We start from the raw sequence: 23,928 nt of genomic DNA on the forward strand, positions 1-23,928 counted from the left end.
AGCATTGCGTTGAGAAAGATCCGTAATAACTTCGTATAGTCATACATTATACGAAGTTATACGAGAGCACAGCGAAGTTTTCGGGTGAGGGGCTGGCACGCGAGAGACTGGATGCCCCTCACCCGCTCGCTCCGCTCGCGACCTCTCCCCGTAAGAACGGGGCGAGGTGAACTGCTCGAGTGAATCGATAACTTACATGCTGGCGACGACGACCAGGCGCTTCACTTCGCCGTTATGATACGCCTTCAGGAATGCGTTGTAGTCCTTGAACGACACGCAGCCGTTGGAATCGCCGTTCGGTCCCAGCATATAAGTATGAGCAAGCAGTCCGGTGCGGCCGTGGATTGCGCCCTCGCCGCCCACCGGCGTCAGCCGCAGCGCCGCCACGCCGTGAAACAGCGCCTCGCGCGGCTTGATCGTGTAGATGTGCGGCGGTGTCGCGCCGTGCATGCGGACATGGACGTAACGCGGATCGTCCATCTTGGCGCCGAGACCGGAATGCGCTTCCAGCTTGGTGCCGTTCGGCATGTAGACCGTGCGCGCGGTGATATCGTAGATCGCGGTCAGCTTGTCGTCCTCGCTCGATCCGCCGGGCGTGACCGAGGTGCCGTCGTTCATCACGCCGCCGTCGGAGCCGGCATAGGCGAGAACGGGACCGGGCGTCGTGCGGCCGAACAGCTTGTCGAACAGGCTCGGTGTCTTGCTGGCCATCGCCGCGAGCGCGGCGTTCTTGGCCCGCTCCACCATTTCGGAGTGGCCGGGCTTGACGCGGCTTTGCGCGAACTTGAAATCGGCCGGACGCGATGCGGGAAGCGGCACGCTGGCGACGCGCGGAGGCGGCGTCGGCGGAAGCGCAACATCGGGCGCGCTGGCGATTTCGGCCCGCGACGGCGCGGGCTTCGGAGTATCAGGGGCAGCGACAACCGTCGGCTTGAACATCACCGGCGGGGCGCCGAGCGAATGGGTCACGTCCATCAGCGCGGCGTAGTTCTTCTGCTCAACAGTGAGCGCCGGCGGTTCATCGGCGGCAGCAGTCACTGTCAGCGCGGTGAAGCGATCGGCGAACGCCTGCTGGTCGAGACCGGGACGCGCGGCAACGAAGACCACACGCCGCTCGGTGACCGGCGCATCGATACCCGTTCCGAACGGATTGCTGCCGAACACGTTGCTGTAGAGCGTCCAGCCGCATGCCAGGGTCACGAACGCAATCGCTGCGCCGCCGGCGATATTCAGAGGGCTGGAAGTCCGCGAGGAACGTCCGTGGTGGGCCGTGTAGCCGGTACGCGCAACAGAACTGGTACTCATACGCCTTGCATCCAGAACAATCCCACCTTGTCCTACCGGCTGCATTCGGCGGTTCATGCGCGAACGGCGCATGCGAAAGCGGGCCAGCGTCAGTTGCCGTGCGGAGCTTGGAGTTCCCCACGCGACATCTCGCAAAGGTGCAGAGCGGCATTAAGGCGGCATTTAGTTAAATGCGGATTAAGTCCCGGCAGATGTAAGGCAGACCAACGGGTTCCATCCGGCCGGTTATCGCGGCTCGCTGAACCCCGGCGGCGGGGAGCGGATGAGGACGTCGCCCTTTGCGCCGTCGAGCAAGTCCACCGCGTAAGTCTCGATCGCGACACCGCTGCGTTTGCGAGTCAGTACGGCGAGGTTTTCGACGCGCGCATACCCGGCAAGATACGCAGGACTTGCGCCCGCCGGGCCGATCAGGAGCGCTTTGCCCTTGAGCAGACCCGCGTCCGGTTCATTCATGAAGGTCCAGCGATAACGCTGCTGGAACTGGGCGACGCAAGTGCCCTTCGGCAGATAGAACATCAGGAACGACGTGGTGCCGTAGTCCGCCGTCAGCACGCAGTTCGCGCCGTGCGCGACACGGATCGCCTCGATCTCCCCGGCGAGCACCGGCCAGCCGACGCCCACGCTGCGCACCGTTGCGTCGCGGCGAAATCCCGTGAACACGCCCGTGTTGGCCTGGACGATCAGCACAACGAACAGCGCGACACCGATTGGCAGCGCCAGGCGGCGCGACCAGTTCATCGTGCGCTGCTCACGCGGATTCCATGTCGTGCCCCAAGCGGCATATGCGGCGGCGATGGCGAACGCCGGATAGACCGGTCCGAGCCAGTTGGCCTCGACGCGGCTGTGCAGCGAATGCCAGGCGAAATAGAGAAAGATCACCCAGACGCTGACGTTGATGAGCGTAGCGCCTGCGGCATGGGCCGCCCTCGCCCGCGCCAGCGCATAAAGGCCAAAGACGCCGAGAATGAAGACCGACGGGGTCGCGAAAGCGAACTGCGTCGGGATCATCTCGCCGAGATATTTGAGCGTCAGGCCCTCGACGCGCGCACGGCCGAGTTGCTTGATGAACGACACCCATTGGTGATCGGCATTCCAGAGGATCACCGGCGAGAAGATCGCGAATGCGACGATGCCGCCAAGATAAGGCCATGGCGACGCCAGCCAGCGGCGCTGATCCTTGACCAGTAAAAGCCAGAGCAATATTTGCGCGCCGAAAAACAGCGCGGTGTACTTCGACAGCAGCGCGGCTCCCACCGCTGTACCAACCGCAAGCCACCACGCGCCGCGCCCGGTCTGCCAGACCTTGGCGAGAAAATAGAGAACGAAACTTGAGGCCACCATCAGTGGCGCGTCCGGCGTCACAACGGTGGTGCCGACCGAGGCCATCAGCATTGCGTTGAGAAAGATCGTCGCCGCCGCCGCGATCCGGGCGTCATCAAACACTATCCTGGCGGCACGATAGACCGCCCAGCTCATCGGCAGCCCGAGCAGGATCGAGACCACCCGCACACCGAACACGGTATCACCCGCAATCATCGTGCCGAGACGGATCACCACGGCGACCATCGGCGGATGATCGTAATATCCGCCCGCCAGATGCTTGGCCCACGTCCAGTAATAGGCTTCGTCGAACGTCAGCTGCGTAAACGCTGCCGCGATCAGACGAAGCACCACCAGCGCGGCTACGGTGACAACGGTCCCGCGTATGAGCCTCGTCTCGGAGGAAATCATTTTGCGCGCCAAACGAAGAGACTGGAGACGCCGTAATTCCAGACCACGCCCATCAGCGCGCCAGCTGCGCCCGCGAGCCACCAGATCGGCTTCTGATCGAAGACGGTCGCGGCGACGCCGACATTGGCGAGCAGACCGACGCTGCAGACCAGATAGAACAGCATCAGGCCGCGAATGAGAGCGAAGCCCTTCAAACGCTGATCCCGGTAGGTCAGCCGGTTATTCAGAAGAAAGTTTCCGGTCATCGCGACGAAAGCAGCGAGGCCCTGCGCCTCGGCGAAGGGAACACTGAGTCCGATCGCGGTATAAAGCGTGACAAGATGCACGCCGAGGCCGATCCCACCGACCAGCGCGAACAGCAGGAACCGAAGCGACACCAGATCGCCGGTCAGCTTGGCAAGGACAAGGCCAAGGAAATCCAGCACGACCATCGAATCCAGTTTGCTCTCGCCGTGGAGCCGCGCCCCGAAGGAATACGGCACCTCGACGGCACGGAGTTTTCCGCCCGCAGTCGCCACGATGTCCAGCAGGATCTTGAAGCCCTGCACCGACAGAGCTGGTGCGAGTTGCTCGAAGCGATCGCGGCGAAGCATGAAAAAGCCGCTCATCGGATCGGCGATCTCGATATGCAGCAGCTTCTTCGCAATATTGGTCGCAAACACGCTGCCGCCGAGGCGCGTGCTGCCGAAGCTTCCGGTGTCGCCGCCGCTGACGTAGCGGCTGCCGACAGCGAGTTCAGCCTCGCCCGATTGCAGCAGCGCGAGCATTTTCGGCAACTGGGTTTCGTCGTGCTGAAGGTCGGCGTCCATGACGGCGACATACGGCGCGCTGGAAGCCAGAATTCCCTCGATGCAGGCGCCGGACAGCCCGCGCCGGCCGATGCGGCGAATGCACCGAACCCGCGGATCGGTCTGGGCCAGTTGTCGCGCGACCTCCCACGTCCCGTCCGGCGAATTGTCATCAACGAAGATGACTTCCCATGAAATGCCGGACAGCGCGGCGTCCAGCTTTGAGAAAAGCTTGGGAACGTTATCGCGCTCTTTGAAAGTTGGCACCACGACGCATAGTTGACGCGCAGGTGCCGCCCCGGGTGAGATGGCCTCAGTCATGGGGCATGCGTATATCCGGGGTGCCGGACGATGCCAAGACGCCTGCCGGGACGCGATTTCGATGCGATAATATCGGGAAACCGGGTGGCGGCAGGTGTTGATGGGGCCAGAAATGCCAACGACCACGGAGGGAAACCGGCGAGAGAATCAAGGCCGCGCGTACATCCGGCGCGCTCAACCTCTCACGGTATCTTCTCGTGGTCGTCCCGGCGACGGAGCGTAGCTGCAACATCGCCGGTAGAAACTAGATAGGTACGGGACCAGCGTTCCGCAAGGGGCCTCAAGGGAAGCAAGAAATGGCGAAAAAATCAGGTCAAATCCACATCGGGATCGGCGGCTGGACATTCGCGCCGTGGCGGGGGGTATTCTATCCCGAAAAGCTGACCCAGGCGAAAGAGCTCCCCTACGCCGCTTCCAAGCTGACCTCGATCGAGATCAACGGCACCTATTACGGGTCGCAGAAGCCTGAAAGCTTCCGCAAGTGGGCCAGCGAGGTGCCGGACGGTTTCGTGTTTTCCGTCAAGGGACCACGCTTCGCGACCAACCGCCGCATGCTGGCGGAAGCAGGCGATTCCATCAAACGCTTCTATGATTCCGGCGTCACGGAAATGGGCGACCGGCTCGGGCCGGTGCTGTGGCAGTTCGCGCCGACCAAGAAATTCGACGAAACCGACTTCGGCGCCTTTCTCGAACTACTGCCACGCAAGTTCGACGGACTCGCCCTGCGCCATGTGGTCGAAGTGCGAAACGACAGTTTCTGCACGCCATCATTCATCGCGCTGCTGCGCAAGCATAACGTCGCGGTGGTATACGCCGATCATGCGAAATATCCAGCAATCTCCGACATAACCTCCGATTTCGTTTATGTCCGGCTTCAAACCGGCAAGGATACGGTCAAGACCGCCTACCCTCCCAAGGAGTTGGATGAATGGGCAAAGCGGCTGACACTGTGGGCGCAAGGCGGCGAACCCACCGACCTCGCCCGCGCCGACAAGACGCCTGCGAAGAAAGAACCCCGCGATGTGTTCGCCTATGTGATCCACGAAGGAAAGATCCGGGCACCCGCCGGGGCGATGGAATTGATCGAACGGGTGAAATGAACTCACAGCCGCGTTAGTCAGCAAGCGCCGGAGACAGAATGGCCAGGGCCAAGAAGCTTTTCACCATCGGCTACGAACAAACGCCAGCGAAGGCCGTGCTCGACGAACTGCAGCGTGCCGGTGTGAAACTGCTGGTCGATGTGCGCGCAATCGCATCGTCGCGGCGGCCGGGCTTTTCCAAATCCCAGCTCGCCGCAGGCCTCGACGAACGCGGCATCTCGTACATCCATCTTCGGGGCCTCGGCACGCCGAAGGATGGCCGCCTGGCTGCGCGCAGCGGCGACATGAAGGCATTATCGAAGATCTATCATGCTCACCTGAAAACGCCGCAGGCGCGGGGGGAAATGGACGAACTGGCGGCGCTGGTGATGAAGGCCGGGCCGGTCTGCATCCTGTGCTATGAGCGCGATCACAACGTCTGCCACCGCAAGTTCATCGCCGAGATCATCAAGGATCGTGAAGACGTGAAGATCGAAGATCTGGTCGCGCCGCAGGTCTGAGTTATCCACAGGGCCCCCAAATCTTCCGCACCTGTTCGCCTCGCGTTCCCGGCTCGTTCGCTAGACGAACGCCAGGTTCAAGGCTCTAATTCCTGAGTATTTTTACGTAGGAATGTCCGGGGCTCGGGGGCTCCATGCGTTGCGTAGGATGGGTGTACGCGTTTTGCGTCGCCGCCGCGCTGTTTAGCGGAGGCTCTCCAACTGTTGCCAGTCACCAGACCGATCCCCTGCCTTCCTCGAGCCAACTCAGCGGCGGCGCATATCCCGAGAAGTTTCTCTATTTCAGCGGCTTCGATCTCTGGCGCAGCGGCGGCTCGTTCTATGGCGGCGTTCAATGGGCGCCGCGGGGCCTGAACGAGGACGGTTTCACTCTCAAGCTGTTGCTGGCCGAAGGCAGCTATCGTTATCTTGCAGGCAGCACCAGTATCCGCGGCACCAGCCTCCTCGCATCGGCTCTCCCCGGCTGGCGGATCAAGCGGAGCGACTTCGAAATCAAGCTTTTCGCCGGTCTCGATCTTCAGAACCACCGCCTGTCGCCGGACGATCCGGGCAACAGCCTGCGTGGCAATCATGCGGGCGTCCGCGTCGCCGCCGATCTGTGGTGGGAACCGACGACATCGCTCATGCTGGCGTCATCGATCTCGGGTTCAACCATCGGCAGCAGCTTCGGCGTCCGTGGAGCCGCTGGCTGGCGTGTCATGGATCGCTTCTGGACCGGTCCGGAGGCGGAAACATCAGGTGACGAAGTCTACCGACAATACCGGATCGGCGCTCATCTGACGTCACTGAAGTTTGCAGCGTTTGAGTGGTCGCTCGGCGCGGGCTATGTTGATGACAATAGCCATCGCTCTGGTCTCTATGGGCGCGTCGGTCTGCTCACGCGCCGATAGCAGACCCGTCCCGGGCGATATCGAAAGTATAAAACACGAAATATTGAATAGTATGATTTTCATCATACTATAAAGTCTGTTTCCGATTTTCACCAGGATACGCGATGATTTCCGCATGGGTTTCCGCTCGCCTCGCCGCTCGAGGCATTCACTACGGCTGGGTCATGGTCGCAGTGACGTTCTTCACCGCTCTTGTCAGTTCGGCTTCCGTCGGCGCCCCTGGCGTCTTCATCCTGCCGCTGGAGAAAGAATTCGGCTGGAGCACCACGCAGATTTCGTCGGCATTGTCGATTCGCTTGCTGCTGTTCGGGCTGATGGCTCCCTTTGCCGCGGCGCTGATGGTGCGCTTTGGACTGCGCAACGTGGTGATGTCGGCGCTGACGATCATCACGATCGGCCTGCTCGCATCTCTCGCCATGACCCAGGCCTGGCACCTGATCGCGCTGTGGGGCTTCGTCGTCGGATTCGGGACCGGCATGACGGCGATGGTTCTCGGCGCAACAGTCGCGACGCGCTGGTTCGTCGCGCACCGGGGGCTGGTCGTCGGAATTCTGGCCGCCAGCGTCGCCACGGGACAGCTGATCTTCCTTCCCGTCATGGCCTACCTGACCGAAGCATTCGGCTGGCGCATCGCTCTCGGCACGATGTGCGTGATGCTCGCTGTCGCCGCCGCAATGGTGTTGCTGTTCCTGAGTGACCGGCCATCGGACCTCGGACTGCGGCCTGTTGGCGATGACGGCACCGCGCCCGTTCCCGTAACCCCACCCGCGACCTCAATCATCTCGGCGGCTTTCACGGCACTACGCGATGCGTCGAAGACCCGTGTGTTCTGGATTCTGTTCGGGACGTTCTTCGTCTGCGGCGCGAGCACCAATGGGCTGGTCCAGACCCATCTCATACCGATGTGCGCCGATTTTGGAATCCCCGCGACAACATCCGCAAGCCTGCTCGCCGCCATGGGCATTTTCGATTTCGTCGGCACCATTGCGTCCGGCTGGCTTTCCGACCGGTACAGCAATCGCTGGCTGCTGTTCTGGTACTATGGTCTGCGCGGCCTTTCGCTGGTGTTCCTGCCGTTCACGGACTTCTCGTTTTACGGACTGTCGCTGTTCGCGGTGTTTTACGGACTCGACTGGATCGCCACGGTGCCGCCCACCGTCAAGCTGACCGCCAAGCACTTCGGACCGGAGCGCGCTGCGATGGTGTTCGGCTGGGTTTTCGTCGGCCATCAGCTTGGGTCGGCAACCGCCGCGTTTGGTGCCGGACTGACGCGAACCCTGTATGAAAGCTATCTGCCGGCGTTCTTTGCGGCAGGCATCCTCTGCCTGATCGCGGCGGCGGTGATGATGCTTCGGAGCGAGCCGAAAGCAGCGACCGCATAAGACGATCAGCCTATAACCCGTCCCGCAGCATCTGCATTCCATGATCCGGGATACGGGACAGCGGGTCACGCTCAATCCAGCGTCCGCCTGAATCGGCTTACCGCGATGGTCATCGCAACCAGCACCAGCACGAACAGCGCGATAGCGTCGTACTGCAGGTTTTGCAGCGATGCGCCCTTGAGCATGATCGCGCGGACGATGCGGATGTAATGAGTGAGCGGGAGCGCCTCGCCGATCCACTGCGCCCACACCGGCATCCCCGCGAACGGAAACATGAAGCCGGACAGAAGGATGTTCGGCAGAAAGAACATCATCGACATCTGCATGGCCTGAAGCTGGTTCTGCGCGATGGTCGAGAACGTGTAACCAATCGACAGATTGGCTGCGATAAATAGCGTCGAGAGCGCAGCCAGCATAGTCAGGCTGCCCAGGATCGGGACCCGGAACAGGAAGAAGCCGATGCCGATGATGATCGTCGCCTGCAGAAATCCGACCAGCACGTAGGGAATGATTTTTCCAAGCATCACCTCCACCGGAGTGATCGGCATCGCCAGCAGATTTTCCATGGTGCCGCGTTCGATTTCGCGGGTGACGGACAGCGCGGTGAAGATCAGCATGGTCATGGTCAGGATTGTTCCGACCAGCCCCGGCACAATGTTCAGCCGCGACTCCGCTGCCGGATTGTAGCGCGCATGGGCGCGGATCTCGAACGGCATCTCGGGCGGATCACCCACCTGCAGATCGTGCTTGAGCGCCGATTGCACGACCTGCCCCAGCGCACCAAGCGCCGATCCTGAAGCCACCGGGTCGGTCGCATCCGCCGCGACAAGCAGTGCCGGCTTGTCGCCACGGCGAACCCCGCGCTCGAAACCACGCGGGACTTCGACGCCGAACAACACCTTGCCGGATTCCAGCAAGCTGTCGAACTCGGCAACGGTGTGAACCTCGCGGGTAAAGCGGAAGTAAGCCGTATTCTGAAGCGCCTTGAGGATCGAGCGGCCGAGATCGCTGTCCTCCTGCAACAGAACCGCCGTGGGCAAATTGCGCGGTGTGGTGTTGATGGCATAGCCGAAAAGCAGGAGCTGCATGATCGGCAACATCACGATCATTGCGAACGAAACACGATCGCGGCGCAGCTGAAGGAACTCCTTCACCAGCATAGCGTAGGTGCGCTGCCCGAAGCCCCGTGCGCCGCCATTGTTCGTGTCGGCTGCGCTCATTGGAAGTTATCCTTCGCGCGTCCCATCAGTTCGATGAAAACATCTTCGAGCGACGGTTCGGATTTATGCCATGCGGTATCGCCACGGGATTTGTACGGCGCGATTGTGTTTTCAAGGGCCGCAACATCACGCCCTGAAACATGAAGGCTGGTGCCGAACGGCGCAACCATATCGATGCCGGGCTTGCCGGTCAGGTCGGCCGTAAGCTTGTTCAGCCCCTCGCCTGTCACGGTATAGGTCGTCAACGCCGAATTCGCGATGACCTCCTCGACAGAGCCGTGCACCAGAAGATTTCCGTAGGCAATGTATGCGATCTCGTGGCAGCGCTCCGCTTCATCCATGTAATGGGTCGAAACGAGCACAGTCAGCCCTTCGGCCGCAAGCGCATGAATTTCGTTCCAGAATTCGCGCCGCGCCTTGGGATCGACACCGGCAGTCGGCTCATCCAGCAGCAGCAACTGTGGACTCGGCAATGTGCAAGCCCCCAGCGCGAGCCGCTGTTTCCAGCCGCCGGAGAGTTCACCGGCGAGCTGTTCCTCACGTCCCGTCAGCCCGATGCGCCCGATCATCTCGCGTGCGGCCCCGCGCGGATCGGGCACGCCGTAAAGCCGCGCGACGAATTCGAGATTCTCGCGAACCGACAAGTCCTGGTAGAGACTGAAGCGCTGCGTCATATAGCCAACGCGCCGCTTGATCTTGTCGGCATCGCGCCGGATGTCGTAGCCGAGGCAGGTTCCCTCGCCGCTGTCCGGCGTCAGCAGGCCGCAGAGCATCCGGATCGTCGTGGTCTTTCCCGAGCCGTTGGGACCGAGAAACCCGTAGATCGATCCGCGCTTAACCTGCATCGACAGGTCATGCACCACCTCGCGGCCGTTGAACGACTTCGACAGGCCATGGACCTCAATCGCGATATCGGATTGTGCGGTGGCGATGCTCACGGTGTCGTGCCATTGGTAAAGATGCTGACCGGCTGTCCAACGCGCAGACTGTCCGGTTTGTTCGGCCGCGCCTGGATCAGATAGACCAGCTTCGATCGTTCATCGAGGCTGTAGATCACCGGCGGCGTATACTCCGCCGTGGTGGCGATGAAGTAGATCTTCGCCGTGATGTCGCTGGGGCAGCCATCGCACGTCACCCGCACCTCGTCACCGACCTTTAGCTTCGGCAGTTCGGGCTCCGGCACAAAGAAGCGTGCCTTCATGTTACCGGGCGGCAGGATCGAGATCACCGGGCGTTGCGCCGCAACGGTTTCGCCCTCGCGGAAGTAAATCTGCTGAATGGTGCCGGCAATAGGTGCCTTCATGCGCCGACGTTCCAGCTTGGTCTGCGATGTGTTCACCCGCGCTTCAGCAACACGAAGGTTCGCCAGCGCCGCATCGTAATTCGCCTGCGTCCCGGAGCCGGTCTTGCTCAGGGTTGCCGCGCGGTCATAAGCTTGTTTAGCGTTGGCGAGCGTCGCGTTGCTCTGGTTCAAATCGGCCTGCTGAAGATCGTCATCGACCGCATAGAGCGGCGCACCCACCTCGACATGATCACCCTCACGGACGTTGAGCTTGACGACGCGTCCCTGCTCATCCGGGCTGACGAAGATCAAGTCGGCTTCGACCCATCCCTGATAACCGCGACTTTTGGAATCCCAGCATCCGGACAGGGAAGCCGTGGCGAGCAACAGCACGAGAGTCCGCGCGACGTTTCGCGACGCAATCATGTCGCTCTCCCCTCGTCAAAAATCAAATCGAGATGAACACGCAGCATCGCGGCAACGTCGAGCGGCGCGTGCTTGCCGAAAAGGCCTTGCCAGATCACGGTCACAATCATCGGTCCGACCAGAAGCTGCGGAAAATCCGCCAGCCCCGGATTGCGAATTTCGCCGCGCGCGATTCCATACTGGATCAGCTTGCGCATCCCGGCGATGCCGTGCGCGATCACCTCGCGGTAATAGAAGTCAGCGAGTTGCGGAAAGCGTGTCCCTTCGGAAATTATCATCCTGACAATGTCTGCGCGGCGCGTGCCGATCACTTCGCGGGCGAACGTCTCGGCCAAAGCCTCCATCGCCGCGCGTGCCGATCCTCCGCCCACGCCAATCGGCGGATTCGAAATCCGCACGATCAACGGACCGAGCGCCGTGCGCACCAGTTCCTGAAACAACGCTTCCTTGTCCTTGAAGTGCAGATAGATCGTGCCCTTGGCCACTCCGGCGCGTTTGGCCACGTCATCGAGGCGGGTCGCCGCAAAGCCTTTCGCCGTGAACTCATCAAGACCCGCCGCAACGATGGCGGCGCGCCGCTCCGTCGCGCCGACAGCACGCTTCGATGGACGCGGCGGAGCAGGACGATCAGCAGGCGCGCGCGCCTTAGTACGCGCGGGCTTGCCTTTGACAGGACGGGTGTCGATCAGCGGGAATTTTGCCATGTCAGAATATGACTGACTAGTCAGTCATATTCAATGGTGAAATTGAAAGCAGTTTAATATATTGATTTATTTGTATTATTTTGCGACAGCGTTGCTGTGGCGCGGCCGGAAGCTCAACCCTTGGCGTCGCAAGCCCAGGCGCGGATGACGCATTCCTTGCCGCCGAAGGCGTAGCACTTCTTCATCGCCTCATTGAGCGCGCTCGAAATGCGCGGTGAAACGGCATAGCCGTGCGGGCCGCAGGGCTTGGTCATGTCGAGGGACAGCGCGGCGCATGCACGCTTCATGGTCACGGCGGTGCAATCACCCTTGCATTGCTTGAGAGCAGCCGCTCGCGCGGCCTGCTCGGCCGGATAGTCGAATGCCTGGCCATAAGCACCACACTTGCCGATCGCCAGTGCGCCGGCTGCGGAAGCCGGTATTGAGACGAACGGAGCGGCAAAGGCTGAAACAAAAACGACAATAAAAAACGCGCGAACCTGCGCGGCAGTGCGGTCGAACAAAATCCCCTCCCCCGAGGTCATTCCGGAATCACATTAGGCGGGAGGGCGTTTCAACTTGGTGAACAAGGTGGAAAGGAAGGCGGTAAACGCTAGCCGCGCCGTACGTCGGCGAGCATTTCGGGTGTGTCGATATCGAGGAACGCGCTTTTACCGTCGACCTCAACTTCCGCGACCGCTTCCGCGTGCTGCGCGATCAGATGGCGCGCGCCGATGTCGCCATCGAGCGTCATCAATTCCGGGAAGAATCTCCGCGACCACAACACCGGGTTACCTCGCCGCCCGCCGGCTACCGGCACCACGATCAGCGAACCGCGATCCGGTGCGAAGGCATTCACCAGCCGGTCGATCAGTTTCGCGTCGATCAGCGGCATATCGCCAAGGCATATCACCGCACCGTCGGCTGTTTCAGGGACCGCACCGATGCCGGCTTTGACCGACGTCGCGAGGCCTTCCGCGAAATCCGGATTGCGGGCGAATTCGACTTTAAGTCCCTTTAGCGCCGCCTCGACCTCAAGACTTTGATGACCGGTCACGACGATCACGGACGATGCCTTCGAAGCAAGCGCCTGCTCGGCGACGATCCGCACCAGCTTCTTGCCGTTCAGTTCGGCCAGGAGCTTGTTCGGTCCGCCCATGCGGGTGGAGCGTCCCGCGGCAAGAACAACTGCCGCGACCTTGTGGTTACCATCTGCCTCGATTGGTACGCGTGGTTGCGGCCGCGTCACGATTTCCATCAGGAGCCCGCCGACACCCATGCCGGTGACATCCGCGCGGGTGACCGGAAGCCCGGCCAGCAGGCGCATCAGGATCCAGTCGAAACCGTTTTCCTTCGGCGAACGCGCACAGCCCGGCGCGCCAAGCACCGGCGAATTCCCGACCTTCCCGATCAGCATGAGATTGCCGGGATCGACCGGCATGCCGAAATGCTCGACCGCACCGCCAATCCGTTCGATCGCCGCCGGAATTACGTCGCGCCGGTCGGCAATAGCGGATGCGCCGAACACCAGCACCAGCTCGGCGCCAAGTCCAAGCAGTTCATTGATGGCGGGCGCGAGCGCGCTCTCGTCGTGCGGAACGCGGCGCTCGCTGATAATGCGGGCGCCGGTCGGTGCGAGACGCTCCTCGGTCACGCGCAACGTCTTTTCGATCACTTTCGGGGCCAACCCCGGCAGCATGGTCGAGACGATGCCGACACGCTTGATGGTGAACGGCGCGACCCGCATCCGCCCTGCGCTTGCTGCGACGACGGCAGCGTCGCGCAGCTTCGCCTCGACGCCAAACGGAATGATCTTGACGGTGGCGATCATTTCACCGGCGACCACCGGCTTGAATGCCGAAAGTGTGGCGAAGGTGATGGCCTCGTCCACGCGGTTGATGCGATCGACAGCGTCGCGGTCCACCACCAGCACGCCGGCCTCCGCCGCGAACAGGTTGGCGCGGCCGGTAAAGGCCCGCTCGACATTGACCCCCTCGCCCGCGACCGCCGCGGCGATGCTTGCGGCTGCTTCGTCCTCGGACACATCGTCCTTGTCGAGGCGCGCGACGACGATTTCCATCACACCCGCCTGCTTCAGCGCGGCGATTTCAGCCGCGCCGATGACGGTGCCTTTCTTGAGAACGAGCGGTCCCTGACGGATCGCGTGAACAGTGACGCCGCCAAGGCCGTCTTCAGGCTTAACAGGACCGAACTTCATGCCGCTGACTTCGTCTTGAGTGGCGCATCGGCGGGAAGCCGCAGCCGCGCGGTAATCTCTGCCATGATGGCCACCGCGATCTCCGACGGCGACACCGCGCCGATATTGAGGCCGATGGGTGCGTGAATTCGCGCCAGCGCGGCATCGCTCGCACCTTGCGCCTTCAGCCGGTCCACGCGCTTGGCATGGGTCTTCCGCGAGCCGAGCGCGCCGATGTAGAAGCAATCGCGATCGAGCGCATGCAGCAGCGCCGGATCGTCGATCTTGGGATCGTGCGTCAGTGCGACGAAGGCCGTGTAACGGTCGATGTTGAGTGGCGGCAATGCGACATCGGGCCAGTCCGCGAACAGGGGTACATCCGGAAAACGTTCCGGCGACGCGAAGGCCGTGCGCGGATCGACCACGTAGACATCGTAGTCCAGCGATTGCGCCAGCGGCGCCAACGCCTGGCTGATATGAACCGCGCCGACGATGACGAGGCGCGCGGTCGGGGCATAGACATTCAGAAACAGCTTGTTGCCGTCGCTCTCGATCATCCCGCTCTTGCCCATGCGCAAGTGCTTGTCGAGGTCTTCATGGAGCGGATCGCTGGCGATGTTCGCAGCCTTGATCAAACGCTGGTCGCCAGTCACGACGTCGGTCACAACGATCACGGCCCGGCGCGCCGCGCGCTCGGCGTTCAGTTCTGCCAGTGTATCCTGTTTCAAGAGTTGCCCACTTTCTCGACAAACACGCGGATATTGCCGCCGCATGACAGCCCGACATTCCAGGCGGTTTCATCGGCGACACCAAACTCCAGCATCTTCGGCTTGCCGCTGGCAATGACGTCGAGCGCCTCGGTGACCACCGCACCTTCGACACACCCGCCCGATACCGAGCCAAGGAATGTCCCATCATCGTTGATGACGAGGCTCGATCCCGCCGGGCGTGGCGCGGAGCCCCAGGTCTCGACCACGGTCGCCAGCGCGACACCGTGACCGGATTTCATCCAGGTCTCGGCGGCTTTCAAAATATCTTCGTCGCGGTTGAGCATGGTTTGATCCTCACGCTGCGGAGCGGGTTTCGATGCGCCGGGGCGGCTGGCTGGACGACAGCGCAGCGATCAGCCCTCCCATGGACTTCAAGTTATGCACGGGACGGAATTCATCAACATGCGGCAGCATCATTTTGATGCCCTGCGCCTTGGCCTCGAAGCCTTCGAAGCGCAGCAGCGGGTTGAGCCAGATCAGGCGACGGCACGACCGGTGCAGCCGGTCCATCTCGAATTCCAGCCGGGAATCGGCTTCGCGCTCCAGCCCGTCCGAGATCAGAAGAACAGTGGCACCCTGCCCGAGCACCCGGCGGCCCCAGAGGTTGTTGAAATTATGTAGCGAGATCGCGATCCGCGTCCCCCCCGCCCAATCCTCGACGCTAGACGAACAGGCTGCCAGCGCCTCGTCGGGATCGCGCGCCCGCAACGCGCGCGTCACGTTGGTGAGCCGCGTGCCGAACAGGAACACCGAAACGCGTTTGCGCGCGTCGGTAATCGCGTGGAGGAACTGCAGGAACAGCCGGGTGTAATCTGTCATCGAGCCGGAAATATCGAGCAGCGCTACGATCGGCGCGGGCTTGTCGATACGGCCGAGCCGCTGGAATTTCACGATCTCGCCGCCGGTACGAAGGCTTCCACGTAGCGTGCGCCGCAGATCGAGCCGCTGGCCGCGCGCGTCCGGCTTGAAGCGTCGCGTGCGCAACTCCGCTTGCGGCAATTTCATCTGTGCAATCGCGCGGGTGACCTCGGCGATCTCGGCCGCGCTCATCTGCGCAAAGTCCTTGCGCTGAAGCACCTCGCGATCGGAAACCGAGAGCTGGACGTCCTTCTCCTCGATCTCAGGCCCCTCAATATTGCGACTCTGGGCGAATGCTTCCTGAACCCGCCGCGAGGCCGGCGGCGGAGGTTTCTTCGCTTCGGGTGGCAACGGGACCGAGTCGAGCATGCTTTCCGTGCCCTCGGCACGGCGGAAGAACAGGTCAAACGCCTGCGCGAACACCAATGCGTGCTCGCGGCGCTTGACGAAGATTGACTCTAGCGTGGTAAACAAATCGGCGCGGTTGCCGATATCGATCAGCTGCATTGCCTTTAACGCATCGATAACAGCGCCCGGCCCGATCGGCAGGCCGGCCACCCGCAAGGCTCGCGCAAATCCGATAACATTGTCCGCGATCAATCCGGCCGCTGGGGTCTCGATGTCATTCGACATGACGTTTTCCGGATTGCGTTCAGGCCGCCGGATCGTTGACGGCTTCCTTGATGACCTTGTCGAGCGCCGGACCCTGCATGCGTCCGATGTCGTCCTGATATTTCAGCAGCGCGCCGAGCGTATCGCCAACCACCTGCGGCGTCAGCGAGCGTGCATCGAGTTCGGTCAACGCGGTCGCCCAGTCGATGGTCTCGGCGACGCCGGGCACCTTAAACAGATCCTGCTCGCGCAGCGCCTGCACGAAACCGACCACCTGCTCCGACAGCTTCGCGCCGATGTTCGGCACGCGCGACTTGACGATGGCCAGTTCGCGCTCGGCGGAAGGATAATCGACCCAGTGATAGAGGCAGCGGCGCTTGAGGGCGTCGTGGATTTCACGAGTGCGGTTTGATGTGACGATAACGATCGGCGGCTGCGGCGCTTTCACCGTGCCGTATTCCGGAATCGTGACCTGGAAGTCGCTGAGGATTTCCAGCAGGTAGGCCTCGAAGGCTTCGTCTGCGCGGTCGAGTTCGTCGATCAGCAGCACCGGCGGCCCAGCGACATCCGGCTCCAAGGCCTGAAGCAGCGGCCGCTTGATCAGGTACTTTTCCGCGAACACGTCCGCGGACAACTGCTCGCGGTCGGTTTCGCCGCTGGCTTCCGCCAGACGAATGGCGATCATCTGCGCGGCGCTGTTCCACTCGTAGACTGCGGACGCAACGTCGAGACCTTCATAACACTGCAAGCGGATCAGTTTGCGCCCGAGAGCAGCACTGAGAACCTTTGCGATCTCGGTTTTGCCGACGCCGGCCTCGCCTTCAAGAAAAAGCGGACGACCCATCTTGAGGGACAGATAGACCACCGTCGCGAGCGAACGCTCCGCGAGATAACCACGGCTGGTGAGCAGATCAAGCGTTGCATCGACGGACGCCGGGATCTTACTCATGCTGGGATGGACTCCAAATTCAGCTCTTCGCGGTCGCGGCTTCCACAGCGCGGCGCGCAAGCACGCCGATCAGATGCGCACGATACTCGGCACTGCCGTGAATGTCGCTGTTGAGGCCGTCGGCAGACACCGTCAACCCGTCAAGTGACTTCGGTGAGAACCGCTTCTTCAGCGCTTCTTCGAACTCGGTGACGCGAAACACACCATCACCGCCCGCGCCTGTCACTGCAACGCGCACATCCGACGGACGCCGCGCGACGAACACGCCGACCAGCGCGTAACGCGAAGCCTGATTACGGAATTTCTGATACGCGGCCTTCTTCGGTAGCGGAAACATCACGCGGGTGATGATCTCGTCGGGCTCAAGCGCGGTGGTGAACAGGCCCTGGAAAAATTCCTCCGGCTTCAGCCGGCGCTTGTTGGTGACAACGGTTGCACCCAGCGCCGTGACCGCTGCCGGATAATCCGCCGTCGGGTCATTGTTGGCGAGCGAGCCGCCGATGGTGCCCTTGTGGCGAACGGCTGGATCGCCGATCAGGCCTGCAAGCTCCGCAAGCGCGGGGATTGCTTCACCGACGACGGCCGAATTGGCGACTTCGGCGTGGGTCGCGGTCGCGCCGATCACCAGATTGCGGCCCTTCATCTCGATGCCGTTGAGGCCTTGGATATGGCTGAGATCGACCAGATGCGGCGGGCTGGCAAGCCGCTGCTTCATCACCGGCACCAGCGTATGGCCGCCGGCGATCAGTTTTGCGTCTTCATTCTTGACGAGAAGATTGGCGGCCTGCCGCACAGTCCCCGGACGATGATACTTGAAGTCGTACATGAGCTGTCCTTCGGGAAAGTCGTCAATTACGCAAGATCGGATTTGGCCATCGCCTTGGCGCCGGCCGCAATCGACAGCACGATGTTCTGATAACCCGTGCAGCGGCACAGATTGCCTTCAAGCTCCTCGCGGATGACATGATCACTGAGGTCATGGCCCTTGCGATGGACGAGATCGACCGCGGTCATGATCATGCCGGGGGTACAGAAGCCGCACTGCAGACCATGATGTTCGCGGAAGGCCTCCTGCATCGGATGCAGCGGTGCCCCATCGGCAGCAAGGCCCTCAATGGTTGTCACACTATGACCATCCGCCATCACTGCCAGAGTGGTACAGGACTTCACAGCCTTGCCGTCGAGATGGACCACACAGGCCCCACACTGCGATGTGTCGCAGCCGACATGGGTCCCGGTCAGACGAAGATGCTCGCGCAAGAACTGGACGAGCAGCGTGCGCGAATCGACCTTGCCCATCACAGGATTGCCGTTCACGATCAGTGAAATCTTGGCCATCAACACTCTCTTGTTTTCGGCTTGGCGCCCAGATTCGTGGACATAACCTCTGGGACTCAAGTTCCGCACGCACCGTGCGTGGCGCGGTGCAAAACGCGTTTAAAATGGTTCCAAATTCATAATATGGGCCATTGCGGCAATGAGCAACCTCACCGCGCACCGCTCCCGGACGAGAAGGCTTGATTTATGCGGGGAGCTGATATGCCCAAACGGCCTCAGGCCGCCTTCACCGCGTCTGCGAATTTCGCGAAGAATTCATCGGCCAGCTTCTTGGCCGCGCCGTTGATCAGCCGCTGACCAAGCTGCGCCAGCTTTCCACCGATCTGGGCCTCGACATTATAGCTCAGCAGTGTGCCGCCATCCTTTTCGGCGAGCGCCACCGTCGCCCCGCCCTTGGCGAATCCGGCGACGCCGCCTTCGCCTTCGCCGGAGATCTTGTAGCTGTTCGGCGGATCGAAATCGCTCAGGGTGACCTTGCCCTTGAACCGAGCGGACACCGGTCCAACCTTCATCTTGGCGACGGCCTGAAACTGGTTGTCTCCGACCCGCTCCAATTCCTCGCAACCCGGAATGCAGGCCTTCAGAACAGCCGGATCGTTGAGTTTTTCCCATACCACTTCACGAGAAGCAGGAAGCTGCACCTCACCCGTCATCGTCATTGCCATGTGCAAGCTCCTTCATTCGATAGCCGCATCCCGCGGCCCTGCCGATCTCAGTTAGGATACAGCGCTCACAAAAGAAAGGGGAACGTTCGGGAACGAGCGATGCAAAAACATCAAACAGCAAGCCCCGCGCCGTGTTGCAGTGCTTTCACTGAAGGGTATCGCGCTATTGGCATGCGTCGGAGCCTTGGATAGGGTCCGCGCATCATGAGTTCATCCCTGCCTCCCTTGCTCGCGCCTTTGCTGTCGAGCGCCGCCATGCGCACTGTGTGCGACGATGAAGTATATCTCCAGCATATGCTGGACTTTGAGCATGCCCTTGCGCGCGCTGAAGCGGCGGTCGGCATCATTCCAGCCAGCGCCGTCGTCAGCATCGCGAAAGCCTGCCATGCCGAATCGTTCGACCGCGCGGCGCTTGCCGAGGCGGCGGTACACGCCGGAAATCTCGCAATTCCGCTGGTAAAAATGCTGACCGTGAAGGTCGCCAGTGCCGATCCTTCCGCCGCGCGCTATGTGCACTGGGGCGCGACCAGCCAGGACGTGATCGACACCGCCACAATGCTGGGCCTGCGCGCCGCCATCAACGCGCTGATCACGGACCTCGACCGCGCCATCACAGGTTTTGCCCGGATGGCTATCCAGTACCGCGAGACAGCGGTGGTCGCGCGGACATGGTTGCAACACGCCCTTCCGATGCCATTCGGATTGAAACTGGCTGAGTACGCAGCTGCGCTGCATCGTTCACGGGGACGGCTGAAGCGGATGCGCCGCGACACCCTCGCCCTGCAGTTTGGCGGTGCGGCCGGAACGCTCGCGGCCTTGGGCGGCAACGGCCTCAAGGTCGCTGAACAACTTGCAAACGAATTGTCGCTGCCGCTGCCGGATGCGCCGTGGCACACGCATCGCGACCGAATCGCGGATGTGGCGACAGCCCTGGCCATTCTTACAGGCACCTGCGGCAAAATCGCCCGCGACGTGTCGCTGATGATGCAGACCGACGTCGCGGAAGCCTTCGAACCTGCGGGCGAAGGCCGCGGCGGCTCTTCGACGATGCCGCACAAGCGCAATCCTGTGGCGGCGGCAAGAGCGCTGGCGGCGGCGACAATGGCGCCGAATCTTGCGGCGACGATTCTCGCTGCTCAGGTTCAGGATCATGAACGCAGCGCCGGCCCCTGGCATGCCGAATGGCCGACATTGCCGACGCTGCAACTGGTGACGTCGGGGGCGCTCTCCGCCATCGCCGAGATCGCTGAAGGACTCGAAGTCGATGCCGCACGCATGCGCGCCAATCTCGACATGACCCAGGGCCTCGTCATGGCCGAGGCCGTGTCGATGGCGCTGGCGGAGAAGGTCGGCAAAGGCGAAGCCCATCACATCGTCGAGGCCGCGAGCCGCAGAGCTATCGAAACCCGTCAGCATCTGCGCAGCGTTCTCGCGGACGACACGCGCGTCACCACCCACATCGATACCGGCACTCTCGAAAGCCTGTTCGACCCGATGGCCTATCAGGGCGTCGCGCAAACGCTGATCGACCGGCTGCTCGCTTCGCTGGACAGCGAATAAACAACAAGAAGTCACGGAGAATTTAACATGCCTATGATCGACGCCGACGGATGCCTGCTCAATGTCTCGGTGGAAGGGCGCGACGGCGGACCGACGATCATGCTGTCGAATTCGCTCGGCGCGACCATGCAGATGTGGGAGCCGCAAATGGCGGCGCTGACGAAGCTCTATCGTGTCGTCCGTTATGACCGCCGCGGCCACGGCAAATCCGGTGTTCCGGCCGGTCCTTACTCGATGGAGCGTTTCGGCAAGGACGTGCTGGCGATCCTCGACGACCTCAACATTGAGAGAGTGCACTGGTGCGGGTTATCGATGGGCGGCATGGTCGGCCAGTGGCTGGGAGCGAACGCGCCGGAGCGCATCGACAGGATGATCCTCGCCAATACGTCCTGCTATTATCCCGATCCCACCAACTGGCTGAACCGCATCAAGGCTGTCAGCGATGGCGGCATCGCGGCAATCGCCGACGCCGTGATCGCAGCTTGGCTGACCGAGGATTACCGTGAACGCGAGCCGGAGATTACCGCGCGCATGAAGGCGATGCTGATGGCCACGCCCGTGCAGGGCTATGCCGCCTGCTGCGAGGCCCTGAGCCGGCTCGATCAACGCGACTTGCTTCCGCGTATCAATGCGCCGACGCTGGTGATCGCGGGCCGCCACGATATGGCGACGCCGGTTGAAGCCAGCGTCTTTATCCGCAGCCACATCCCGAATGCGAGCATGACCCTGCTCGATGCGGCTCATATCTCCAACATCGAGCAATCGCACAACTTCACCGAAGCCGTGGTGGGCTTCCTGACACAGCGGTGAGAGCATCTCATGGACGACGATCAACGCCGCGATCAGGGAACAGCCCAACGCCGCAAGGTGCTCGGCAACGCATGGGTCGACAAGTCTGCGGCGGGAAAGAATTCATTCAACGCAGACTTTCTCGACCTCATCACGCGCTATGCATGGGGCGAGATCTGGACACGACCGCATTTCGACGAGCGCACACGCCGCGTCCTTGTGATCGGCACCATGGTGGCGCTCGGGCAATGGGATGAATTTCGCCTGCATGTCCGCGCGGCCTTGAGCGAAGGCGGCTTCACGCCGGACGACATCAAGGAAATCCTGCTGCAGCAGGCAATCTATTGCGGCGTCCCCGCAGCCAATCATGCGGTCAAGGAAGCCGCCGGCGTGGTTCAGGAATTGGGGCTGCTCGACAAGCCGTGATGCGGCGCGACCGACTCTACCGCTTCCGCTTCGGTTTTGTGCTCCACAGCAGGGTCAGTGTCGATGATCAGCAGGATCGCGGCGCCGATCAGCAGCAACGCTTCGCTGGCATGAAGGCGCAGCGCTGCCAGTTCGCCGACCTTTGAGGCGGCGATCAGGCACGCCATGCTGATGAACGCGCCAACTCCCAACGCGAAGGCCAGCGCCTCATCGGCACCGCCCTTGTTGCGGATCGCCGCGCGGATCACCAGCAGCAGAAACACGAAGAAGAACGCGGCGACTATCACTTTGGAAAGCGCGAGCAGCCATGCGACGCGGATGGTTCCCATTGCCGGGAGAGTCATAAAATCGCTGACATACATCGCAGCGGCGATATTGGAGCGGTCGTAGAATCCGCGGATCGGCGAGACCCAGATCTTCATCGCCGAAATGGTCCATGACGGGATGAAGTAACACGCCAGAAGCACGCCGTTGAACGTGCTGATCCGCCAATCCTTCGCCATGCCGCCTGCCCCTGACTTGAGGAACATGGCGTCCGAAACCAAGGCTTCGATGTCATGCTCCGGCCAAAGCCGCGCCGTCGGGCGCCGCATCGGCGGAGCTAACTCCGCTCAAACGCGAGCGGCAATTTAAACCCTTTTTTAACCTTAACGGCGCGGCGGGACCTGTGGACAACGGATAGGAACAATGGGCCCAAGAAAACACCCAAGAAAGCACCCGAGAAAAATACCAAGAAAAATCCCGCCTTTCGGCGGGACTTTCCTTCATCTGTAGACCCGAGGCTCCCGAAACGGGAACCGGGATCAATAAGCTAGTGTCCGCCCTTTTGGCTCTGCTGACCCTGCTGGCCGGGCTTGTGGCTGGGATCCTGCTGCTGCTGGCCAGGCTTCTGGCCGCCACCTTGCTGCTGACCTGGCTTCTGGCTCGGGTTCTGGCTCTGCTGGCCCGGGTTCTGGTTCGGATTGTTCTGGTTGCCCATGTTGGCATCTCCATTGTTGAGAACACGTAGCCAACCGCCCGCATCGCCATCGGTTGCAAAGGAACTCCAGTTCCGGCGTGATCCTTTCGCGGCAGCGAAATGTTGGGTGGATGACGACGGAAGCTGCACCCGGTACGGTTGCCGCCCCCTGTTCCCGCTGTTAGAAAATGGGACGACGCGACGATCCGGCTGCCGGAGCCTTCGACGTGTCGATCGCTTTGCTCGAACACGGCAGCCCATGGATTACTTCGCCCAGCAGCTCATCAACGGATTGGTGCTCGGCTCGATCTATGGCCTGATCGCGATCGGTTACACGATGGTGTACGGCATCGTGGGCATGATCAATTTCGCCCACGGCGATATCTTCATGATCGGCGGCTTTATTGCCCTCATCACCTTCCTCATCCTTGTTTCGATCGGCCTCACCACCGTTCCCGTCATCCTGCTTCTCGTGCTGCTGGTCGCAATGGCGATCACCGCGCTCTACGGCTGGACTGTCGAACGGATCGCCTATCGTCCGCTGCGGCAATCGTTCCGCCTGGCGCCCATGCTGTCCGCCATCGGCATGTCGTTTGTCCTGACCAACTACGCGCAGGTGTCGCAGGGCGCGCGCGTCAAGCCGGTGCCCCCTGTCATCACCGGTGGTTACACGCTGTTCGAAAACGACGGCTTCGTGGTGCGGCTGTCAAACATCCAGATCATCGTCGTCATCACCACGATTATCCTTCTTGCGGTCTTCTCATGGCTGGTAGCGCGTACGCGGCTCGGCCGCGACATGCGCGCCTGCGAGCAGGACCAGACCATGGCCGCGCTGCTCGGCGTCGACGTCGACCGCACGATCTCCATGACATTCGTGATCGGCGCTGCGCTCGCGGCCGTCGCCGGCATGATGTACCTGCTCTACTACGGCGTGGTCGACTTCTTCATGGGCTTCGTCGCAGGCATCAAGGCGTTCACCGCCGCCGTACTGGGCGGCATCGGTTCCCTCCCGGGCGCGATGCTGGGCGGACTTCTGATCGGCCTGATCGAAACCTTCTGGTCCGCGTACTTCACATCCGAATACAAGGACGTGGCGGCGTTCTCGATTCTCATTGTCGTTCTTATCTTTCTTCCGACCGGCCTGCTCGGCCGTCCGGAAGTCGAAAAAGTCTGAGAGG

At 61.8% G+C, this 23,928-nt stretch carries 26 protein-coding genes; 9 read left to right on the forward strand and 17 right to left on the reverse strand.

Features of this window, described 5'->3' with window-relative positions:
* Nucleotides 1-192: 192 nt before the first annotated feature.
* From BN32_RS19255 to BN32_RS19265, 3 genes are all read right to left on the reverse strand, one after another.
* The gene (locus tag BN32_RS19255; protein WP_019196379.1) at nt 193-1,305 is read right to left on the reverse strand and encodes a DUF2778 domain-containing protein; all 1,113 of its coding nucleotides are present in this window, start codon (nt 1,303-1,305) and stop codon (nt 193-195) included.
* Nucleotides 1,306-1,530: 225 nt separating this feature from the next.
* A complete protein-coding gene (locus tag BN32_RS19260) occupies nt 1,531-3,036 on the reverse strand; it encodes a glycosyltransferase family 39 protein (RefSeq protein ID WP_019196378.1) in 1,506 nt (501 codons plus the stop codon).
* The gene (locus BN32_RS19265; RefSeq protein ID WP_019196377.1) at nt 3,033-4,145 is read right to left on the reverse strand and encodes a glycosyltransferase; all 1,113 of its coding nucleotides are present in this window, start codon (nt 4,143-4,145) and stop codon (nt 3,033-3,035) included. Before BN32_RS19265 ends, BN32_RS19260 begins: the two co-directional genes overlap by 4 nt.
* Nucleotides 4,146-4,441: 296 nt before the next feature.
* Between BN32_RS19265 and BN32_RS19270 the strand changes: the two genes are divergently transcribed.
* The 4 genes from BN32_RS19270 (at nt 4,442) to BN32_RS19285 (ending at nt 8,017) form a co-directional block, all read left to right on the forward strand.
* The gene (locus tag BN32_RS19270; RefSeq protein ID WP_019196376.1) at nt 4,442-5,245 is read left to right on the forward strand and encodes a DUF72 domain-containing protein; all 804 of its coding nucleotides are present in this window, start codon (nt 4,442-4,444) and stop codon (nt 5,243-5,245) included.
* A gap of 38 nt (nt 5,246-5,283) precedes the next feature.
* On the forward strand, nt 5,284-5,745 hold the full coding sequence (locus tag BN32_RS19275) for a DUF488 domain-containing protein (protein ID WP_019196375.1): 462 nt from the start codon (nt 5,284-5,286) through the stop codon (nt 5,743-5,745).
* Between the two features lie 134 nt (nt 5,746-5,879).
* On the forward strand, nt 5,880-6,635 hold the full coding sequence (gene bcsS, locus BN32_RS19280; RefSeq protein ID WP_040427038.1) for a cellulose biosynthesis protein BcsS: 756 nt from the start codon (nt 5,880-5,882) through the stop codon (nt 6,633-6,635).
* Between the two features lie 104 nt (nt 6,636-6,739).
* The gene (locus BN32_RS19285) at nt 6,740-8,017 is read left to right on the forward strand and encodes an MFS transporter (protein ID WP_040427040.1); all 1,278 of its coding nucleotides are present in this window, start codon (nt 6,740-6,742) and stop codon (nt 8,015-8,017) included.
* Between the two features lie 71 nt (nt 8,018-8,088).
* On the opposite strand, the gene BN32_RS19290 is transcribed toward BN32_RS19285, so the two are convergent.
* The 13 genes from BN32_RS19290 to BN32_RS19350 form a co-directional block, all read right to left on the reverse strand.
* Complete coding sequence (locus BN32_RS19290) at nt 8,089-9,237, reverse strand: ABC transporter permease (RefSeq protein WP_019196372.1); 1,149 nt, start codon at nt 9,235-9,237, stop codon at nt 8,089-8,091.
* Nucleotides 9,234-10,175, reverse strand: coding sequence for an ABC transporter ATP-binding protein (locus BN32_RS19295; protein WP_019196371.1), 942 nt, complete (start codon nt 10,173-10,175; stop codon nt 9,234-9,236). The genes BN32_RS19290 and BN32_RS19295 overlap by 4 nt, the downstream gene beginning before the upstream one ends.
* Nucleotides 10,172-10,945 (reverse strand): HlyD family secretion protein, encoded by a 774-nt coding sequence (locus tag BN32_RS19300; RefSeq protein WP_019196370.1) that lies wholly within the window; start codon nt 10,943-10,945, stop codon nt 10,172-10,174. Before BN32_RS19300 ends, BN32_RS19295 begins: the two co-directional genes overlap by 4 nt.
* Nucleotides 10,942-11,649 (reverse strand): TetR/AcrR family transcriptional regulator, encoded by a 708-nt coding sequence (locus BN32_RS19305; protein WP_019196369.1) that lies wholly within the window; start codon nt 11,647-11,649, stop codon nt 10,942-10,944. Before BN32_RS19305 ends, BN32_RS19300 begins: the two co-directional genes overlap by 4 nt.
* Before the next feature lie 113 nt (nt 11,650-11,762).
* On the reverse strand, nt 11,763-12,173 hold the full coding sequence (locus BN32_RS19310) for a DUF4189 domain-containing protein (RefSeq protein ID WP_019196368.1): 411 nt from the start codon (nt 12,171-12,173) through the stop codon (nt 11,763-11,765).
* Nucleotides 12,174-12,241: 68 nt separating this feature from the next.
* Complete coding sequence (locus BN32_RS19315; RefSeq protein WP_019196367.1) at nt 12,242-13,846, reverse strand: NTP transferase domain-containing protein; 1,605 nt, start codon at nt 13,844-13,846, stop codon at nt 12,242-12,244.
* On the reverse strand, nt 13,843-14,553 hold the full coding sequence (locus tag BN32_RS19320; RefSeq protein WP_019196366.1) for an XdhC family protein: 711 nt from the start codon (nt 14,551-14,553) through the stop codon (nt 13,843-13,845). Before BN32_RS19320 ends, BN32_RS19315 begins: the two co-directional genes overlap by 4 nt.
* Entirely contained in the window at nt 14,550-14,879 is a 330-nt protein-coding gene (locus tag BN32_RS19325; protein ID WP_019196365.1) for an XdhC family protein, read from the reverse strand. The genes BN32_RS19320 and BN32_RS19325 overlap by 4 nt, the downstream gene beginning before the upstream one ends.
* Nucleotides 14,880-14,889: 10 nt before the next feature.
* Nucleotides 14,890-16,086, reverse strand: a complete 1,197-nt coding sequence (locus BN32_RS19330) for a vWA domain-containing protein (RefSeq protein WP_019196364.1) — start codon at nt 16,084-16,086, stop codon at nt 14,890-14,892.
* A 19-nt stretch (nt 16,087-16,105) separates the two neighbouring features.
* On the reverse strand, nt 16,106-17,014 hold the full coding sequence (locus tag BN32_RS19335) for an AAA family ATPase (protein WP_019196363.1): 909 nt from the start codon (nt 17,012-17,014) through the stop codon (nt 16,106-16,108).
* A gap of 19 nt (nt 17,015-17,033) precedes the next feature.
* Entirely contained in the window at nt 17,034-17,840 is an 807-nt protein-coding gene (locus tag BN32_RS19340; RefSeq protein WP_019196362.1) for an FAD binding domain-containing protein, read from the reverse strand.
* A gap of 26 nt (nt 17,841-17,866) precedes the next feature.
* Nucleotides 17,867-18,352, reverse strand: a complete 486-nt coding sequence (locus BN32_RS19345; protein WP_019196361.1) for a (2Fe-2S)-binding protein — start codon at nt 18,350-18,352, stop codon at nt 17,867-17,869.
* Nucleotides 18,353-18,567: 215 nt separating this feature from the next.
* The gene (locus BN32_RS19350) at nt 18,568-19,017 is read right to left on the reverse strand and encodes an SRPBCC family protein (protein ID WP_019196360.1); all 450 of its coding nucleotides are present in this window, start codon (nt 19,015-19,017) and stop codon (nt 18,568-18,570) included.
* A gap of 204 nt (nt 19,018-19,221) precedes the next feature.
* Here BN32_RS19350 and BN32_RS19355 point away from each other — a divergent pair, with 204 nt between their 5' ends.
* Genes BN32_RS19355 through BN32_RS19365 form a run of 3 tightly spaced genes read left to right on the forward strand, consistent with a single transcriptional unit; the run spans nt 19,222 to nt 21,792 of the window.
* Nucleotides 19,222-20,577: a 3-carboxy-cis,cis-muconate cycloisomerase gene (locus tag BN32_RS19355; protein WP_040427044.1), complete on the forward strand. Its 1,356-nt coding sequence runs from the start codon at nt 19,222-19,224 to the stop codon at nt 20,575-20,577.
* Nucleotides 20,578-20,604: 27 nt separating this feature from the next.
* On the forward strand, nt 20,605-21,387 hold the full coding sequence (gene pcaD, locus BN32_RS19360) for a 3-oxoadipate enol-lactonase (RefSeq protein ID WP_040427046.1): 783 nt from the start codon (nt 20,605-20,607) through the stop codon (nt 21,385-21,387).
* Nucleotides 21,388-21,396: 9 nt separating this feature from the next.
* Complete coding sequence (locus BN32_RS19365; protein WP_019196357.1) at nt 21,397-21,792, forward strand: carboxymuconolactone decarboxylase family protein; 396 nt, start codon at nt 21,397-21,399, stop codon at nt 21,790-21,792.
* Here the strand turns inward: BN32_RS19365 and BN32_RS19370 are convergent.
* Nucleotides 21,762-22,295 carry a hypothetical protein gene (locus tag BN32_RS19370; RefSeq protein ID WP_040427314.1) on the reverse strand — a complete coding sequence of 178 codons (534 nt, stop codon included), beginning with the start codon at nt 22,293-22,295 and terminating at the stop codon, nt 21,762-21,764. The two genes, BN32_RS19365 and BN32_RS19370, sit on opposite strands and share 31 nt — an antisense overlap.
* Nucleotides 22,296-22,606: 311 nt before the next feature.
* Here BN32_RS19370 and BN32_RS27135 point away from each other — a divergent pair, with 311 nt between their 5' ends.
* Nucleotides 22,607-22,801 (forward strand): hypothetical protein, encoded by a 195-nt coding sequence (locus tag BN32_RS27135; protein WP_162161322.1) that lies wholly within the window; start codon nt 22,607-22,609, stop codon nt 22,799-22,801.
* A gap of 208 nt (nt 22,802-23,009) precedes the next feature.
* Nucleotides 23,010-23,924, forward strand: a complete 915-nt coding sequence (locus BN32_RS19380) for an ABC transporter permease subunit (protein WP_019196354.1) — start codon at nt 23,010-23,012, stop codon at nt 23,922-23,924.
* The last annotated feature ends 4 nt before the right edge of the window (nt 23,925-23,928 follow it).

Source organism: Afipia birgiae 34632, from assembly GCF_000308295.2.
In the GTDB taxonomy this organism is placed as follows: Bacteria; Pseudomonadota; Alphaproteobacteria; order Rhizobiales; family Xanthobacteraceae; genus Afipia; species Afipia birgiae.